This window comes from Thalassotalea psychrophila, assembly GCF_031583595.1.
GTDB lineage: Bacteria > Pseudomonadota > Gammaproteobacteria > Enterobacterales > Alteromonadaceae > Thalassotalea_A > Thalassotalea_A psychrophila.
On sequence record NZ_CP134145.1, the window covers coordinates 693,001 to 707,325 of the forward strand.

At 39.4% G+C, this 14,325-nt stretch carries 11 protein-coding genes; 9 read left to right on the forward strand and 2 right to left on the reverse strand.

The window, feature by feature from the left end; genetic code table 11:
• Positions 1-102: 102 nt before the first annotated feature.
• Both pgi and tkt read right to left on the reverse strand, forming a co-directional pair.
• The gene (gene pgi, locus RGQ13_RS02985) at positions 103-1,752 is read right to left on the reverse strand and encodes a glucose-6-phosphate isomerase (RefSeq protein WP_348392072.1); all 1,650 of its coding nucleotides are present in this window, start codon (positions 1,750-1,752) and stop codon (positions 103-105) included.
• An 11-nt stretch (positions 1,753-1,763) separates the two neighbouring features.
• Positions 1,764-3,770: a transketolase gene (gene tkt / locus RGQ13_RS02990; protein ID WP_348392073.1), complete on the reverse strand. Its 2,007-nt coding sequence runs from the start codon at positions 3,768-3,770 to the stop codon at positions 1,764-1,766.
• Between the two features lie 436 nt (positions 3,771-4,206).
• Between tkt and mraZ the strand changes: the two genes are divergently transcribed.
• From mraZ to ftsW, 9 genes are read left to right on the forward strand one after another with little or no spacing between them, the layout of a single operon-like run.
• On the forward strand, positions 4,207-4,665 hold the full coding sequence (mraZ, locus tag RGQ13_RS02995) for a division/cell wall cluster transcriptional repressor MraZ (protein WP_348392074.1): 459 nt from the start codon (positions 4,207-4,209) through the stop codon (positions 4,663-4,665).
• An 8-nt stretch (positions 4,666-4,673) separates the two neighbouring features.
• Positions 4,674-5,618, forward strand: coding sequence for a 16S rRNA (cytosine(1402)-N(4))-methyltransferase RsmH (gene rsmH / locus RGQ13_RS03000; protein ID WP_348392075.1), 945 nt, complete (start codon positions 4,674-4,676; stop codon positions 5,616-5,618).
• Positions 5,619-5,620: 2 nt separating this feature from the next.
• Positions 5,621-5,935: a cell division protein FtsL gene (gene ftsL, locus RGQ13_RS03005; RefSeq protein WP_348392076.1), complete on the forward strand. Its 315-nt coding sequence runs from the start codon at positions 5,621-5,623 to the stop codon at positions 5,933-5,935.
• A complete protein-coding gene (locus RGQ13_RS03010) occupies positions 5,932-7,695 on the forward strand; it encodes a peptidoglycan D,D-transpeptidase FtsI family protein (protein WP_348392077.1) in 1,764 nt (587 codons plus the stop codon). Before ftsL ends, RGQ13_RS03010 begins: the two co-directional genes overlap by 4 nt.
• Positions 7,664-9,229, forward strand: a complete 1,566-nt coding sequence (locus tag RGQ13_RS03015; protein ID WP_348392078.1) for a UDP-N-acetylmuramoyl-L-alanyl-D-glutamate--2,6-diaminopimelate ligase — start codon at positions 7,664-7,666, stop codon at positions 9,227-9,229. Before RGQ13_RS03010 ends, RGQ13_RS03015 begins: the two co-directional genes overlap by 32 nt.
• The gene (locus RGQ13_RS03020; protein ID WP_348392079.1) at positions 9,226-10,623 is read left to right on the forward strand and encodes a UDP-N-acetylmuramoyl-tripeptide--D-alanyl-D-alanine ligase; all 1,398 of its coding nucleotides are present in this window, start codon (positions 9,226-9,228) and stop codon (positions 10,621-10,623) included. Before RGQ13_RS03015 ends, RGQ13_RS03020 begins: the two co-directional genes overlap by 4 nt.
• Positions 10,617-11,696 (forward strand): phospho-N-acetylmuramoyl-pentapeptide-transferase, encoded by a 1,080-nt coding sequence (gene mraY / locus RGQ13_RS03025; protein WP_348392080.1) that lies wholly within the window; start codon positions 10,617-10,619, stop codon positions 11,694-11,696. Before RGQ13_RS03020 ends, mraY begins: the two co-directional genes overlap by 7 nt.
• A gap of 35 nt (positions 11,697-11,731) precedes the next feature.
• Positions 11,732-13,066 (forward strand): UDP-N-acetylmuramoyl-L-alanine--D-glutamate ligase, encoded by a 1,335-nt coding sequence (murD, locus tag RGQ13_RS03030; RefSeq protein ID WP_348392081.1) that lies wholly within the window; start codon positions 11,732-11,734, stop codon positions 13,064-13,066.
• Positions 13,066-14,268, forward strand: coding sequence for a cell division protein FtsW (ftsW, locus tag RGQ13_RS03035; RefSeq protein WP_348392082.1), 1,203 nt, complete (start codon positions 13,066-13,068; stop codon positions 14,266-14,268). Before murD ends, ftsW begins: the two co-directional genes overlap by 1 nt.
• The last annotated feature ends 57 nt before the right edge of the window (positions 14,269-14,325 follow it).

Consider the following 14,325-nt stretch of genomic DNA (forward strand, 5'->3'; position numbering starts at 1 on the left):
GCAACTTAAATAAATTAATCAGAAATGTATTTTATTTTTCAAAGCCATAAAAATAAAGAAGCACAGTATTGTATCTGTGCTTATTTAATATTTCCGGAATGATTATTTTTTAGCTTTGATAACTTTATAATAATTAATAAGTTCACGAGTTGAACTATCATGATTGGCTACTAAACTTTCAGCTTTTATTTCATCATAAATACGGTTCGCTAAGCCTTTGCCTAATTCAACACCCCATTGATCAAATGAACAAATTTCTAAGATTATACCTTGGCTAAATATTTTATTTTCGTACAAAGCAATCAAGCTACCTAATGATTTAGGTTCAATTCTATCTAATAAAATAGTGTTGGTAGGACGGTTTCCCTTATGCACCTTATGTGGAGCCACTTTATCTATGTATTCTTGCGTACGACCTTTAGCTTTTAAATCTTCACGTACTTGTTGTTCATTAACACCGCTCATCAGCGCTTCAGTTTGTGCAAAAAAGTTAGCCATTAATGTATCGTGATGGCCTTGTACAGGAGTTACCGATTCAACTGAGCCAATAAAATCAGCGGGTACTACATTATTGCTCTGGTGTAAGTACTGATAAAAAGCATGTTGGCCATTAATACCAATTTCGCCCCAAATAGACGGTACAGTAGCGTAGTCTACCTCTTGGCCTTGCCAGTTTACGGACTTACCATTGCTTTCCATCTCTGCTTGTTGCAAATACGCGGTGAGTTTATGCAGCGGTTGGTCATAAGGTAAAATTGCTTGTGATTGAGAGCCTAAAAATGTGCAATTCCACACACTTAATAGTGCCATAATCACTGGCGCGTTTTGCTCTAATGGTGCATTTTTAAAATGCATATCCATTTCATGAGCGCCTTCAAGTAGTTCAATAAACTTGTCAAAGCCAAGGTCGATTGCAATAGGTAAACCAATTGCTGACCATAAAGAAAAGCGGCCGCCAACCCAATCCCACATATCAAAGATATTTTCTGCTTTAATACCGAATTCACACGCGTTTACTTTGTTTGAAGAAACAGCGACAAAGTGTTTACCAATGGCCGATTCATCAAACGCTGAAGTAACTAACCATTTCATCGCGGTTTGGGCATTAGTCATGGTTTCAGTGGTAGTAAAGGTTTTACTTGAAACAATAAATAAAGTATTTTCAGGGTCTAACGGTCTTAATATATCGGCGATTTGAGTGCCATCAACATTAGATACATAATGCACTCGAACACTATTATCGCTGTAGTGCTTAAGTGCTTCAGTGACCATTTGTGGACCAAGGTTTGAACCACCAACGCCAATATTCACTACATCTTTAATACGCTTACCTGAATAGCCTTTCCATTGTCCGGTACGTACTTTTTCAGAGAAAATATTAATTTGCTCAAGAGCTTTATTTACTTTCTCGGTTAAGTTTTCACCATCAACAATTAACGGTGTACCGGAACGATCCCTTAAAGCCACATGCAAAACACTGCGATCTTCGGTGCTATTAATACGATCGCCTTTGAACATTTTTTCACGCCATTGCTCAAGATCACAATCTCTTGCTAAGGTGAATAAACCGGCCATTGTTTCTTTAGTAATCAGGTTTTTTGAATAGTCGAACAAAAATGCCGGCAACTTCAAGTTGAAATCATTAAAGCGATAATCACTATTTTGAAACAGATCTTTCATGTGATGTTGTTTCATGCTTATCGCATGCTCTTTTAAAAACTTCCAACTAGGTAAATTGGTTCTTGCCGACATTTATTGAAGTCCTATTTGTTCAAAAGTGATAACGTTGTATTTACTATGTTGTCGCTAGTAAAGCCAAAGTGTTCAAGTAATACATTACCTGGCGCAGATTCACCGAACGTGTCCATGCCAATTACGGCACCTTTACGGCCAACATATTTATACCAAAAATCTTTATGAGCCGCTTCTACCGCAACAATATTGTCAACAGAGCCTGGTAATACTGATTCTTGATAATCATCATCTTGAGCATCAAAAATATTGGTACTTGGCATAGAAACAACACGTATCTTATGGCCTTGTTCTGTTAGCTTGTTAGCGGCAGCAATTGTAATAGCCATTTCAGAGCCAGTTGCGATTAAAATTGCATCCGGTGTGCCAACACAATCTTGTAAGATGTAACCACCTTTAGAAATGTTTTCAACTTGCTCAGGGCTGCGCACTTGATGTGTTAAACCTTGGCGAGAGAAAACTAATGCAGAAGGAGCATCCTGATTCATGATTGCAGCTTTCCAAGCAACGGCACTTTCAGTGGCATCACATGGGCGCCATGTCGTCATATTAGGCGTTAGGCGTAAATTAGGTACTTGCTCAATTGGTTGATGGGTTGGACCATCTTCACCTTGACCAATTGAATCATGTGTATAAACAAAAATGTTTTGAATGCCCATAAGCGCAGACATACGAACCGCATTACGTGCATATTCCATAAACATTAAGAAAGTAGCGCCGTAGTTAATGAAGCCATCATGTAATGAGATACCATTCATTATGCCACTCATACCAAATTCACGAACACCATAAAATAAGTAGTTACCCGATGCATCGTCGCTACTAATACCTTTTGAACCTGACCACAAGGTTAAGTTAGAACCGGCTAAATCGGCAGAGCCACCTAATAACTCTGGTAGTAAAGGCGCGAATGCTTCAATCGAATTTTGCGACGCTTTACGTGAGGCAATATTCGCCATGCTTGCTTGGCTGGCTTGTATAAATTCATCGGCTTTTTCAGCAAAGTTAGCTGGTAATTCTTTAGTAATTACACGGCGTTCAAATTCACTAGCTAGTTCAGGATGTGCATTTTTATATTCAACAAATGCTTCTTCCCATTGAGCTTGGCGATCAACACCTTGTTGTTTTTTATCCCAACCTGCATAAACTTCATCAGGAACAACAAATGATTCTTTTTCTTCCCAGTTTAAAAATTCTCGAACTGCGGCGACTTCATCATGACCAAGTGGTGCGCCGTGACAATCGTGGCTACCTGATTTGTTTGGAGAGCCAAAACCAATTACTGTTTTACAACAAATCATCGTTGGTTTACTTGTTTCAGCTTGTGCTGCTTTTATAGCATTACTAATGGCAACTGGATCGTGACCATCTACATCACTAATCACATGCCAGCCGTAGGCTTCAAAACGGGCAGGGGTGTTATCAGTAAACCAACCTTCAACTTTGCCATCTATTGAAATACCATTATCATCCCAAAAGGCAATCAACTTGCCTAAGCCTAAAGTACCGGCTAATGAGCTTGCTTCATGAGAGATGCCTTCCATTAAACAACCATCGCCTAAAAAGCAATAAGTGAAATGATCGACAATATCATGACCAGGTTTATTGAATTGTGCGGCTAAAGTTTTTTCAGCTATTGCCATTCCGACAGCATTTGAAATGCCTGCGCCTAAAGGACCTGTAGTCGTTTCAACACCAGGTGTATAACCGTATTCAGGATGGCCAGGTGTTTTTGAATGTAATTGGCGGAAGTTTTTAATTTCTTCAATAGGTAATTCATAACCAGATAAATGCAATAAAGAATAGATCAACATAGAGCCATGACCGTTCGATAAAATAAATCGGTCTCGGTCAGGCCAATTAGGATTTTCTGGATTATGTTTTAAAAAATCATTCCATAACACCTCGGCAATATCTGCCATACCCATTGGTGCCCCAGGATGACCTGAGTTTGCTTGTTGAACGGCGTCCATAGATAAAACGCGAATAGCGTTAGCTAATTGTTTACGAGTGGTCATGTTTATACCTAATCTTTTTGTATTACTGAAAAGTGATTTAATTGAGCTTATTATTGTTGTAATTATACATACTTACAATAACTCTTTGATAGGTTTTTGTTATGGCTTAGACAGTAATTAGCGAAAATTAAAACAAAAAATCCACTTCGCCACAGTTATTCGACATTTTTGTCGTTATTTATCCCCGTTTTAATTTAATTATTGGGATATATTTACCCATAGGTTCCACAAAGTTCCACATAATAAGCAACTTAGCGCTATCCCTTATTTTTTATAGATCTCTGGCCGCATTTTATTGCCATTTCTTTACTTGACAACCGTTGACTGTTATCACTAAACTGTATAGAAGTGGGAAAAAGTGGAGAAATGTGGATCTTTAGGCTATTGTTTAAAAAATGCACAGCTTAATAACAAGATCCAGATAGAAGCAAATATTATGTTTAGAGGCGCAAGCAACATAACCTTAGACAGCAAGAATCGTATCACGATACCAACCAAGTATCGTGAGACTTTGTATGCTGATTTCGACGGTAAAATGATCTGCACTCTGCATACAGAAAATCGTTGCTTACTACTTTACCCTTTGCCCGAATGGGAAGAATTAGAGCTGAAATTAAGCCGTTTATCAGACATGAATAAAAGTGAACGAGCCATTAAACGAATTTTACTTGGTAACGCTACCGAATGTGAGCTCGACAAAAATGGTCGTTTATTGTTAAACGGCGTACTTCGTCAACATGCCAATTTAGACAAGAATGTAATGTTGGTTGGTTTATTTAATAAGTTTGAAATTTGGAATGAAGCTGATTGGCAAACAGAAATGCAAACTGGCATTGATGATATTCAATCTGGTGCATTGGAATTAACTGAACGATTACAAGATTTTTCATTATAAGAAAACATATGACGACAGAATTTTCACACATTTCAGTTTTATTACAAGAGTCCGTTGATGGTTTAGCTATAAAACCAGACGGTACTTATATTGACTGTACCTTTGGCCGGGGCGGTCATTCAGGTTTGATCCTGAACACCTTAGGTGATAATGGCCGATTGATAGCGGTCGACAGGGATCCGTCAGCAATAGAGTCTGCGCAAAGATTTGCTGACGACCCCCGCTTTTCAATAGTGCATAACGGTTTTTCTAATTTAGCTGATATTGCAAACGACTTAGATATAACCGATAAAGTCGACGGTATTTTATTAGATTTAGGTGTGTCATCGCCGCAACTTGATGATGCCAGCCGTGGCTTTAGTTTTATGAAAGACGGTCCTTTAGATATGCGTATGGATACCACTAAAGGTCAAACGGCTAGCGAGTGGTTAATGCATGCTGATGTTGAAGATATTACCTGGGTGTTAAGAACTTTCGGTGAAGAAAAGCACGCTTGGCGTATTGCCAATGCCATTGTAGATGCCCGTGAAGAAGAAGAATTAACTACCACCAGCCAGTTAGCAAAGATTATTAAAGTAGCCGCGCCGCAACGTGAAATTAAAAAACACCCCGCAACTCGCAGTTTTCAAGCTATTCGTATGTATATCAATTCAGAGCTTGAACAAATTGAAAACGTATTAGTTGCCGCGTTAGATGTATTACAAGAAGGTGGTCGCTTAGTGGTCATTAGTTTTCACTCGCTAGAAGACCGATTAGTAAAGCAATTTATGAAAAAGCACAGCACAGGTAAAAAAGTACCTCGTGGTATGCCAATTCCAGAAGTAGAAATTCAAAAAGGCAAAAAACTTGCCTTGGTAGGTAAAAAGCTTAAACCAAGTAAAACTGAAGTCAGCGATAATGTACGTTCGCGCAGTTCAGTTTTGCGAGTAGCGGTACGTTTGGCCAAGGAATAAAAATGGCGTTGGGTAAATTTGTTTTAACCCAAGAAATTTGGCAAGACATACGTCGATTTGGCGGTACCTATAGCTTAGTGTTGTTGGTGCTGCTTTCTGCGTTTTCGGTGATCTATTTAACTCATTTAAATAGGCAAACAACGATTGCAGTAGAACGACTTTATACCGAAAGAGATGAGTTAGATATTGAATGGCGTAACCTGCAATTAGAGCAAAACTCTTTAGCAGAACATAGTGAAATTGAATACAAGGCCGACAAAATGCTGCATATGCATCGGCCGAAACCAACAAATGAAATAATAATAAAGATACCATGACGGTTAAAAAAGCTAAACGCAATCAAGATAACTACAAACCGACCACCATCGCGTGGCGGTTTTATGTTGTCTTGGGTTTGATTTGTTTAGTGTATACCGGTTTGGTTGCCCGCGCGGCTTACATTCAAGTTATCGAGCCAGGCTCGTTAATTGCAAAAGGCGATAATCGCATCCATCGTAACATGCTTAATGATACCCATCGCGGTGCTATTGTTGACCGAAATGGTATTGAACTAGCTATTTCTGTACCTGTGCAAACTATTTACGCCGATCCTAAAATTGTGATTGAACAGAACGGTTTAGACATGAACCGTCGCTGGAAAGCGCTTGCCCAAGTACTTAATAAAGATGTAGACAAATTAAAATCTCGTATTGGAACTAACCCTAAAAGGCGTTTTGTTTACCTCGCTAGGCAAGTATCGCCATCAATGGCGGGCTATGTACGCGAACTGAAAATACCGGGTATTTATTTAAGAAAAGAATCGAAACGTTTTTACCCTGCCGGTGAAATCAGTGCACATTTGGTTGGTTTTACCAATGTTGATGACAAAGGTATTGAAGGTTTAGAACGTTTATATAACGATCGCTTAACTGGTGAAGCAGGCAAGAAAAAATATATAAAAGATGCGAAAGGCAGAAAAATTGAAATTCTTGAAAATTTGGACGCGACTGACCCACAAAATGTCGTATTGTCTATCGACCAAAGAATTCAAGCGTTAGCATATCGTGAGTTAAAATCGGCAGTGAAATCGTTTAAAGCGACTTCCGGTTCGGTAGTGGTGGTTGATGTTAAAACCGGCGAAATTTTAGCTATGGTGAATGGTCCTTCGTATAACCCAAATAATCGCAAGGGCACCGCTACACATCGCTTTCGTAACCGCGCTATAACCGATATTTTTGAACCAGGCTCTACAATGAAACCGTTAACTGTATTAACGGCATTAGAGTTCGGTTCAGCAGAGGCTGACACAGTAATTAATACGTCTCCAGGTTCAATGCGTATCGGTGGTCGTAGAGTTTCAGATCCACGTAACTATGGCAAATTAACTCTGACCGAAATCCTTAAAAAATCATCAAACATGGGCACAACAAAGCTGGCTCTTGATGTACCGAAAGACTTCCTATTAGGCAAGTTTTTTGAAATGGGTTTCTCTGAAGATACAGGTACAGGGCTTGTTGGTGAAAGCTCTGGCATGTTATCTGACCGAAGCCGTTGGTCAAAATTTGAATTGGCAACATTGTCTTGGGGTTACGGTTTAGCGATTACGCCTTTGCAGTTAGTTAGATTTTATTCTGCTATAGGCAATGGCGGTATGAAAATGCCATTAACAGTTTTAAAAGACCCTAGCTTTAATGAAGGTGAACAAGTACTTGATGCGATAAATACCAAAGCTGTTTTAGAAATGCTTGAAAAAGTAGTCACCGAAGGTGGTGGTAAAAAAGCTAAAGTTGAAGGTTACCGAGTTGCCGGGAAAACTGGTACCGCGATAAAAGCAGCTGCCGGCGGTGGTTATGGAAATGACTATGTAGGTTTATTTGCCGGGGTTGCGCCAGTATCTGATCCTCGCCTTGCCATTGTTGTGGTTATCAATGAACCTGGCGGTGATTTGTACCATGGCGGTGAAGTTGCTGCGCCGGTATTCTCAAGAATTATGGCTGGTTCATTACAGTATTTAAACATTGCTCCTGATGACGAAACGCAAATTAGTCGTTGGAGTAAGACATTTAGTGATAAACAAAAAGGAGCAAATGATGCTTGATTTTTCAGCTAACCATTTTGCTACTTTTTCAATTGCTAAAGCGTTAGCTGAATTTGATATCACTATTGATAATATCGAAACTAAGCATCTGGTTAATGACTCTAGGTTTGTTGAACCAGGTGACATTTTTGCGGCAGTAACAGGTACTCTTTCTGCTGGTAACGAGTATATAAATTCAGCAGTAGCAAAAGGCGCCTGTTTAGTAATTGCTCAATGTCAGAACAGTAGTGAACACGGCACTTTAAATAGTGTAACCGAGCAGGGCAATACGGCTACAGTTGTTAACTTTTTTGAGTTTGATAAACAACTCTCCTTGGTTAGCGCTTACTACTACGATAAGCCGTTTAAAAATATGAGTTTAATTGGTGTTACCGGCACTAATGGTAAAACTAGCTGTTGTCAGTTGCTCGCACAATTGTTCACAAAAAACAATCATAAATCAGCTATTATTGGCACCTTAGGTGCAGGTACATTAGATAGCTTAGAAAAAATAAATAATACCACCCCTGGGCCAACTAAATTACAGCAGTTATTAGCGAAATTCAGTTTTAATAAAATTGAAAATGTTGCAATGGAAGTGTCGTCACATGCCTTAAGTCAGAACCGTGTTGATGCCAATATGGTTGATATTGCAGTGTTCACTAATTTAAGTCGAGATCATCTTGATTACCACGGTGACATGGGCACTTATGCCGATGTAAAAAAACGATTGTTTCTAGGCTCAGCAGAGCAGGTGTTGGTATTGAATGTTGATGACCAATACTGTCAGTCATGGCTTGGCGAGTTACCGGATGAAAATCGACAGGTAATGTATAGCGTTAATGAAGCAAATAAGCACTTATTAGAAAATAATGAGTTTTTATTAGCTACTAACATTGTTTGTCATAACCAAGGCGTCAGCTTTAAATTAACGTCTAGCTGGGGCAACTGTGAAATAAACAGTGCGCTATTAGGCGAGTTTAATGTTGCCAATTTATTAGCGGCAATGGCGGTATTGTTAGTAAAAGGTATCGAACTTACCGATATTACTAAATGCACCGAGCATCTTGTGCCAGTAACCGGGCGAATGGAAACATACGGGGCAACAGGAAAAGCGACAGCTGTAGTTGATTATGCTCATACGCCTGATGGTTTAGAAAAAGCATTAGAATCGGCTAAAGCACATTGTCAGGGCGAACTTTGGTTGGTTTTTGGCTGTGGTGGTGACAGAGATAAAGGCAAACGGCCAATGATGGGAAGTATTGCCGAGCAATACGCGGATCATATTGTATTGACTAATGATAACCCTAGAAGTGAAGAGCCGTCGCAAATTGCTGCTGATATTAAACAGGGCATCAAAGCCATTAACAAAGTAGACGTTATTATTGATAGACAACAAGCGGTTATTTCTGCATTAAGCCGTGCTAAAGAAAACGACATGGTTCTATGTGCAGGTAAAGGCCATGAAGACTATTTAATTATTGGCGATGAAACTATTGCATACCATGAACGGGAAGTTGTACGCCAATTCTACCAAGGAAGGGCAAAATCATGATCCCATTATCCTTAACTGAAATAGCTAGCGTAGTTGACGGTAAAATAGTTAATAATCACGATAAAATCATCGTTGAAAGTGTCTGTTCTGATTCAAGACAATTGCAGCAAGGCGATTTGTTTATCGCCTTAAAAGGTCCTAATTTTGACGGTCATCGTTTTGTTGAGCAAGCCGCATCTATAGGTTGTGTTGCCGCGTTAGTGGTAGAAAAGCAAGATGTAGCTCTACCACAAATTGTTGTTAGCGATTGTTATAAAGCTCTAGGTGAACTAGCTGCATATGTAAAAGCCCAAGTTGCACCTAAAACTGTTGCTATAACTGGTAGTAGCGGAAAAACCACTGTAAAAGAAATGGTTGCGGCAATTCTATCTCGCTTAGGCACGGTACTTGCGACCAATGGGAATTTCAATAATGAAATTGGCGTGCCATTAACTTTATTACGCTTAGAGACGCAACATGAATATGCCGTTATCGAACTTGGCGCTAATCATATTGGTGAAATAGCCTATACCACAGGGTTAACTAAACCTGATGTTGCGGTCATTAATAACATTGCCGCTGCCCACTTAGAAGGCTTTGGCGATTTGTGTGGTGTAGCCCGGGCAAAAGGCGAAATTTTTGAAGGTTTAGGTGAACAAGGCGTTGCTTTGTATAACCAAGATACTCCATACGCGCATAAATGGCAGTGGCGTTTAGAAGGCAAAAATGTTCGTAAATTTTCGTGCATTAGCCCAGCTGATGCGTACTGTACTGATATTCGAATGAATACCAAGGGTTGTACTAGTTTCACCTTAAATACACATAAGGGAAATATCGATATAGAAGTACCAGTGCCAGGTAGACATAATGTTTGTAATGCTGTTGCTGCTGCTACCGTAGCACTGGAGTTTGGCGCTACGCTTACAGATATAAAACTTGGCTTACGTGATATGGCGCCAGTAAAAGGTCGGTTAAATTTAATCAACTTACCTGATGATTTCACCCTAATTGACGATACCTATAACGCTAACGTTGAATCGACAAAAGCGGCAGTAGAGTTATTAGCGAGTTACTCTGGAAGAAGTATTTTGGTCTTGGGTGATATGGCCGAACTTGGTGAAGATGCACGTACTTATCATCAAGAAATAGGTGAGCATGCTTTAGAGCAGCACATCGACAATATTTTAACTTTAGGTGTACTAAGTCAAAGTACATCTTCTGTATTTGAACAAGATGGTCGACACTTTTCATCGAGAGAATTGTTAGTTGAACATTTAGCAAATTTATTAGCACAGGAAGATCAGGCAATTACCGTATTAGTTAAAGGGTCACGTAGTGCCCGCATGGAATTAGTGGTTAAAGACATAAAAGATTGGCGCGAAAAGTCAACGAAAAATGAGGTTTCACCATGTTAGTTTGGTTAGGTCAGTATCTTACTGAGTTTTATTCTGGGTTTAATGTATTTCAATATTTAACCTTTAGAGCTATTTGTGCCACGTTAACCGCGCTGATTGCGTCGTTATATTTAGGGCCGAAGTTAATTCGCTATTTGCAAAAAATGCTAATCGGCCAAACTGTCCGTGACGATGGTCCTGAAAGCCATTTATCAAAATCTGGCACGCCAACAATGGGCGGGATTCTGATTTTAGGAACGATTTTATTAAGTATTTTATTATGGACCGACTTAACCAATAGTTATGTGCAAATAATTATATTTGTGACCGTAAGCTTTGGCTTAATAGGCTTTGTTGATGACTACCGTAAAGTGGTTCGAAAAGATGCTAATGGCTTAATTGCCCGCTGGAAGTACTTTTGGCAAACCGTAGCCGGTTTAGGTACCGCTATTTACCTATATTCTCTTTCTGCACCGGCGGATACCACCTTGCTAATTCCTTTTGTGAAAGAAGTGATGCCGCAACTTGGTTTGTTTTATATCGTATTTACCTATTTCGTAATTGTTGGTACTTCAAATGCGGTTAACTTAACCGATGGGTTAGATGGCTTAGCAATTGTGCCAACGATTTTAGTAGCTGGAGCATTTGCAGTATTTGCTTACGTTACCGGTAACATAAACTTTTCTGCCTATTTGAATTTACCGCACATTCGTGAAGTGAGTGAAATCGTTGTGGTGTGTACTTCAATCGTTGGTGCAGGATTAGGCTTCTTGTGGTTTAACACCTACCCAGCGCAAGTATTTATGGGCGATGTTGGCTCGTTGGCTTTAGGCGCATTACTTGGTGTTATTGCAGTATTAGTAAAACAAGAATTAGTGTTGTTTATTATGGGGGGCATTTTCGTAGTAGAAACTCTGTCGGTAATTTTACAAGTAGGCTCATATAAATTAAGAGCAAAACGAATCTTTAGAATGGCGCCTATTCATCATCATTATGAATTAAAGGGTTGGCCGGAGCCGCGGGTAATTGTACGTTTTTGGATCATATCCGTCGTATTAGTGTTAATTGGTTTAGCAACACTGAAGTTAAGATAACAATGACTAAAAAAATAAAAGGTTTTAACCGTTAAATGACAACATTGGCGTTACTGCAAGATAAAAACATATTAGTGCTTGGCTTAGGCGCCACAGGGTTATCTTGTGCGCGTTTTTTGACATCACAAAATGTTGATTTTGTTGTTAACGATTCTCGTCAAAAACCACCCGGTGTAGCAAGGTTAAAGCAATTAAATAACAAGATACAACTGATTAGTGGTTGTTGGGATGTTGATGCAATTGCTAATGCCGATTTAATTATCGCCAGCCCCGGTGTTGATATTAACTTGCCTGAAATAGTGAACAACCGTAAAGCGGGAAGCGAATTAATTGGCGATGTTGAGTTGTTTTGTCAGTTAAGTAACTGCAAGGTTATTGCTGTTACAGGCTCAAACGGAAAATCAACCGTTGTTTCAATACTTGCCCATTTAGCTGAGTATTGTGAACTAGATGCCGCTCTTGCCGGTAATATCGGCTTGCCGGTACTAGATGTGGTAAATGAAGCGAAAGATTTTGTCATTCTGGAATTGTCTAGTTTTCAACTTGAAACTATGACTTCAATGCAGGCAGTCGCTGCAACAATTTTAAATATCAGCGATGACCATTTAGACAGACATCAAACCATTGAAAATTATGCACAAATCAAGCATAAAATTTTCAGTCAAAGTAAACGTAGAGTAATAACACGCGAGCAAGATTTATCGCAACCTATAACTCAATTTACAACGGATGTTAGTTTTGGATTAGATAATCCTGATGAAGGGCACTTTGGTATTGCTGATGTTGCAGGTATTCGCTATTTGTGTTTTGGCGATACAAGTTTAGTCGCTTGTAATCAGCTACCAATAGTTGGTAAACACAACGAGTTAAATTGTCTAGCAGCATTAGCATTAGGTTACTGTGCTGGTTGGCCTATAGATAAAATGGTTAAAGGTTTAGCCTCTTTTGAAGGACTAGATCACCGTTGCAAACAAGTCGACAGTGGTGATGACATCGTTTGGGTTAATGACTCGAAAGCAACCAATATTGGTGCAACTTTAGCGGCTATCGATGGCCTGGCGAGTAGCCACCATAAATTAATTCTTATTGCTGGTGGTGATGGCAAAGGTGCTAACTTTAATGAATTAAAACCTGCACTTGCTCATGTAGACCATCTAGTAACTTTAGGCAAAGATGGTCCGCAAATAGCGGCATTAAAAGCTGATAGTATTCAAGTCGCTACATTACAAGAAGCTGTCACAGCGAGTCGTAAACTGGCAAATACGGGTGATATGGTTTTACTGTCGCCAGCATGTGCCAGCATAGACATGTTTAACAATTATATGCAGCGCGGCGATATGTTTATTGAAGCAATCAGGGAGGCAAGCTAATGGCTATTTCAATGCCTTCGGTTAGGCTTCCTGAGTTACCTTCTTGGCTTTTTGAAAGTCAAACAGCAAAAAACCAAGTAACCTTTGATCGTGGTTTTATCGTTATTGCACTAGCTATGTACCTGATTGGATTGATCATGGTCGCAAGTTCTTCAATGCCAATTGGTGAAAAGTTATTTAATAATCCTTTCCACTTTGTTATTCGCCATGCCATTTACATTGTGATGAGCTTATTTATTGCTGCTATAGCACTTAGAGTGGAAATGCATCATTGGCAAAAATCGAGCTGGGTTTTATTGCTGTTAGCGATGTTTTTGTTGGTCGCAGTTCTCATCATTGGTCGTACGGTAAATGGTTCCACACGTTGGATCATGGTGGGGCCAATTAACATTCAAGCCGCTGAGCCAGCCAAGCTTTTCTTCTTCTGTTATTTGTCAGCTTACCTAGTAAGGCGTCGAGATGAAGTGATGGATAACTTTAAAGGCTTTTTTAAACCATTATTAGTGTTATTTTTGCTAGCAGTTTTGTTATTATTAGAGCCTGATCTAGGCACGGTAATTGTAATGGGGGCAACGGCCCTTGGTTTACTATTTTTAGCCGGTGCAAAGTTATGGCAATTTTTTGCTATTGTTGCTGTAGTTTTGAGCGCATTTGTAATGTTGGTTATCTTTGAACCGTACCGTTTACGCAGGGTTACGTCGTTTTTAGATCCTTGGCAGGATGAATTTGGTAGTGGTTATCAATTAACACAATCGTTAATGGCGTATAGCCGTGGCGAATTTTTTGGTCAAGGTTTAGGTAACAGCGTACAAAAACTCGATTATTTACCAGAGGCTCATACGGATTTTGTTATGGCGGTTGTTGGTGAAGAATTTGGTTTTATTGGTATTGTGTTTTTATTAGGCCTTTGTTTAACCCTTGTGATCAAAGCATTGTTGTTAGGCAAAAGAGCATTAGAAAAAGAAAAGTATTTCGAAGGTTTCTTCGCTTATGCCATTGGTATTTGGATGAGCTTTCAAGCGGCAGTTAATGTTGGTGCAAGTGCGGGAATATTCCCGACTAAAGGATTAACCATGCCGTTGATTAGTTATGGTGGAAGTTCAATGATTGTCATGACGTTGGCGATAGTGGTATTAATTCGCATTGATCATGAATTACGGTTGCAGTCAATCCAAGCAACCGCAAAAGGAGGGCGTAAGTAGTGTCTAAACGTCCAACGATATTAGTAATGGCGGGTGGCGATTGGGTAGGTCATATCT

Excerpts from the sequence above, each read along its gene's own strand:
- rsmH (WP_348392075.1), top strand. The coding sequence starts at position 4,674 with ATGACGACAGAATTTTCACACATTTCAGTTTTATTACAAGAGTCCGTT.
- mraY (WP_348392080.1), top strand. The coding sequence starts at position 10,617 with ATGTTAGTTTGGTTAGGTCAGTATCTTACTGAGTTTTATTCTGGGTTT.
- ftsW (WP_348392082.1), top strand. The coding sequence starts at position 13,066 with ATGGCTATTTCAATGCCTTCGGTTAGGCTTCCTGAGTTACCTTCTTGG.
- tkt (WP_348392073.1), bottom strand. The coding sequence starts at position 3,770 with ATGACCACTCGTAAACAATTAGCTAACGCTATTCGCGTTTTATCTATG.
- pgi (WP_348392072.1), bottom strand. The coding sequence starts at position 1,752 with ATGTCGGCAAGAACCAATTTACCTAGTTGGAAGTTTTTAAAAGAGCAT.
- murD (WP_348392081.1), top strand. The coding sequence starts at position 11,732 with ATGACAACATTGGCGTTACTGCAAGATAAAAACATATTAGTGCTTGGC.
- RGQ13_RS03010 (WP_348392077.1), top strand. The coding sequence starts at position 5,932 with ATGACGGTTAAAAAAGCTAAACGCAATCAAGATAACTACAAACCGACC.
- ftsL (WP_348392076.1), top strand. The coding sequence starts at position 5,621 with ATGGCGTTGGGTAAATTTGTTTTAACCCAAGAAATTTGGCAAGACATA.
- RGQ13_RS03020 (WP_348392079.1), top strand. The coding sequence starts at position 9,226 with ATGATCCCATTATCCTTAACTGAAATAGCTAGCGTAGTTGACGGTAAA.
- mraZ (WP_348392074.1), top strand. The coding sequence starts at position 4,207 with ATGTTTAGAGGCGCAAGCAACATAACCTTAGACAGCAAGAATCGTATC.